Below are 3187 nucleotides of genomic sequence, written 5' to 3' on the forward strand. Positions count from 1 at the left end.
CCCGAACAGGGCGCGGACTTCAGCCCGCTGTACCTGCTGCTCAACGTGCTGCTGTCCCCCGGACCGCTGCGGATCCTCCAGAGCGTCGCGGGCGCGGGCGGGCTCGTCGCCGTGTACGTGCTGGGCGCGCGCCTGGTGTCGCGCACGACGGGCCTCGTCGCGGCGGCGCTGCTGGCGGTGACGGTGCCCGTGCTGCTGTACGAGGCGACGCTGGAGCCGGACCTGCTGGTGATGGTGTTCAACCTGGCCGCGCTGGCGCTGCTCGCGGCGGCGAGCCCGGGCTTCCGGATGCCGTCGGTGGTGGGCGCGGGCGTGCTCCTGGGGCTGTCGGGGGCCACGCGGCCCACGGGCCTGTTCATCCTGGGGTTCGCGGCCCTGTGGGTGGCACGCGAGGCGTGGCGGGATCGCCTCCGGCGCTTCCTCGCTCCGGCGGTCCTGCTGGGCGTGGGGTTCGTGGCCTCGGCGCTTCCGACGCTCGCGGTGCGCGCGAAGGTGGGCTCGCAGCTGGGCGCGACGATGAGCGCGGGCGCGGTGCTGCACATGGGCAACCGGCCGGAGGGCACGGGGCTGGGCGCGCAGCCGCCCACGCTGCTCAAGCAGTACGAGGCGCAGCTGCGCTCACCGGACCGGCCCGATTACGCGCACCACCTCTACCGGGAGTTCGCGCGCGCCGACACCGGGCAGGCGCTGTCGCCCGCGGACGCGGAGCTGTTCTGGGTGAAGAAGACGGTGGCCTTCGCGCGGTGGGAGCCGGGCAGCTTCCTGGGACTCGTGGGCCGCAAGCTGGCCTTCTTCCTGTTCGGCCCCGACGGGCATGACCTGGTCGAGGTGCGGCGCGCGGAGGCGCGGCTCGGGGCGTGGCCGCTGGTGAGCGCGCAGGTGCTGGGGCTCTTGGGGCTCGCGGGGTTGCTCGTCGCGCTGTGGCGGCGGGAGCGTGTGGGGCTGGTGCTGATGTACCTGGTCGCGAGCTCGGCGCTGGCGCTGGGGTTCTACGTGGTGAGCCGCTACCGCGTCGCCGCGCTGCCGGCGTGGGCCCTGCTGGTGGGCGTGCTGGTTTCCACGGGGCTCCAGGCGCGGCGCCGTCCCCGCGAGCTGGCAGTGTGCGCGGGGCTGGTGGTGGCGGTGGGCACGCTGCCCGTGCTGTTCCCGTTCGTGCGCGACGTGCAGCGGCAGTTGGAGCGTGGGGAGACGAACGCCGCGGACGGGGGCGCGCTGGCGTCCGCGCTGGCGGCGGGGCGCTATGACGAGGCCACGCGCGCGTTCGTGCGGCTCCAGGCGGCGCAGCCCTTCACCGCGATGCTGCGCAACCTGCGGGGCGTGCCGTTCGAATCGCCCGAGGTGGCCGCGCATTCGGCGGCACTGTCGCTGGAGCGCTTCGGGGCGGACACGCCGATGGACCTCTTCTTCATGGCGGAGCTGGCCCGGCGCGCGGGCAGGTGTGAACAGGCGCTGCCGGCGGCCCGGGCCGCGGCCGGGTTCCGGGGCGTGCTGTATGACACCTCACTGGATCCACGGCTCGTGGCGGCGCGGTGTGAGCTGGCGCAGGGCGACCGGCCGGCGGCGCTCGCGGAGGCCGCGCGGTCCCTGGAGGAGCGCGGGGGCACGCTGGATGCGCTGGCGTTCGCGGTCGCGGCAGCGGAGGCGCTGGGGGATCCGCGCCGCGAGGCCTGGGAGCAGGAGCTGTTCGCGCTCCACGACTCGCTGGATGCGCGGCACGCACGGGGCAGTGCGCGGCTCGTTTGGGGCAATGCGGCCGGGGCGCTCGCGGACGCGGACGCGGTGCTGGCCTTGTTCCCGGACCTCGCCCCCACGGAGTACCTCCGGGCCTCGGCCCTGGCCGCGCTGGGGCGCCATGAGGAGGCGGTGCGCTCCTATACCGTCGCGCTCCAGCGCACCCCGACCGCGGCCTTTCCCACGGCTCCGCTGGAGCAGGCCATCGCGGCGCGGCTCGCGGAGGCGCCGGACGCGTGGCGGGTGGTGGCGCTCGCTGCCGAGCACCACCTGCGGGCAGGACGACTGGAGCTGGCCCGCACGCTGTATGCCCGGGCCTTGACGTTGGCACCGAGGGACGCGGGCCTGGCGCGCGCCGTGCGGGAGCTGGAGGCGGCCCGTCCGTCAGGCATCACCGTGCCGATGCCGCCCCAGGTGAACGCAGCGCCGTGAAGGCATCACCGTGCGACAGCGGAGCGCTGTCCACGTGGGACAGGAAATGGTCCGTTCCTCTCGCATCACCGTGCCGCTGCCACCCCAGGTGAACGCAGCGCCGTGAAGGCATCGCCATGCGACAGCGGAGCGCTGTCCACGTGGGGCTGGAAATGGTCCGTTCCTCCCGCATCACCGTGCCGCTGCCACCCCAGGTGAACGCCGCGCCGTGAAGGCATCGCCGTGCGACAGCGGGGCGCTGTCCACGTGGGGCTGGAAATGATCCGTTCCTCCCGCATCACCGTACTGCCGCTGCCCCAGGTGAATGCCGCGCCGTGAAGGCACCACCGTGCGACAGCGCAGCGCTGTCCACATGGGGCTGGAAATGATCCGTTCCTCCCGCATCTCCGTGCTGCCGCTGCTCCAGGTGAGCGCGGCGCCGTGAAGGCGGGCACTGCGTCCTCGTCAGAGCGTCCGGGTGAACTTGAAGCTCGAGGAGGCGCGCTCGTAACCGAGCGCTTCGTAGAAGCGGTGCGCCGCCTCCCGGTGGCTGCTCGAGCGGAGCATGAGCATCTGGCAGCCGCGCGCCCGCGCCCAGCCTTCAGCCTCCGCCATCAACGCGCGGCCACAGCCCGTCCCGCGGTGCGCGGCGTCGACGACGAGGGCGGCGACCTCGGCGGTGTGCGGCAGGTGGAGGGCCGGACGCTCCTGCACGTGCATCCACCCCACGATTCCCCCCGCCTCCCGCTCCGCCACGAACACCGCCTGCCCGGGCACGGCCCGGAGCCGCTCGAAACGCTCTTCCAGCTCCGGGGCCGTCGCGGGCCAACCGAGCTGTTCGCACAGGCCCACGAGCTCAGGCACATCCGACGGGCGCAGGGGACGGAGTTGAACAGGGGACATGCAGGGCTCCTCGGTCGGCACGCTAGCGCACCCGCGCTGAAGGAATCCCGACACCCCGCGCTCGCCAGGCGCGGCTGCCGCCCATCCGACGCTAGCTTGCGCGCCATGGCCGAGTGTCCCGTGGGTCCCGCCCATCCTTCCC

General features: G+C 74.0%; 2 protein-coding genes. One reads left to right on the plus strand and one right to left on the minus strand.

Annotated elements, in window-relative coordinates:
• On the plus strand, positions 1-2163 hold a 2163-nt coding region (locus tag D7V93_RS40920; protein WP_208723317.1), incomplete at its 5' end, for a glycosyltransferase family 39 protein.
• A 444-nt stretch (positions 2164-2607) separates the two neighbouring features.
• Here D7V93_RS40920 and D7V93_RS40925 read toward each other — a convergent pair.
• On the minus strand, positions 2608-3045 hold the full coding sequence (locus tag D7V93_RS40925; protein WP_158623974.1) for a GNAT family N-acetyltransferase: 438 nt from the start codon (positions 3043-3045) through the stop codon (positions 2608-2610).
• Positions 3046-3187: the final 142 nt, after the last annotated feature.

The organism is Corallococcus llansteffanensis (assembly GCF_003612055.1).
Taxonomy (GTDB): Bacteria; Myxococcota; Myxococcia; order Myxococcales; family Myxococcaceae; genus Corallococcus; species Corallococcus llansteffanensis.

What these genes read in the sequence shown, in the direction of transcription:
- D7V93_RS40925 (WP_158623974.1), bottom strand. Translation starts at nt 3,045, where the DNA reads ATGTCCCCTGTTCAACTCCGTCCCCTGCGCCCGTCGGATGTGCCTGAG.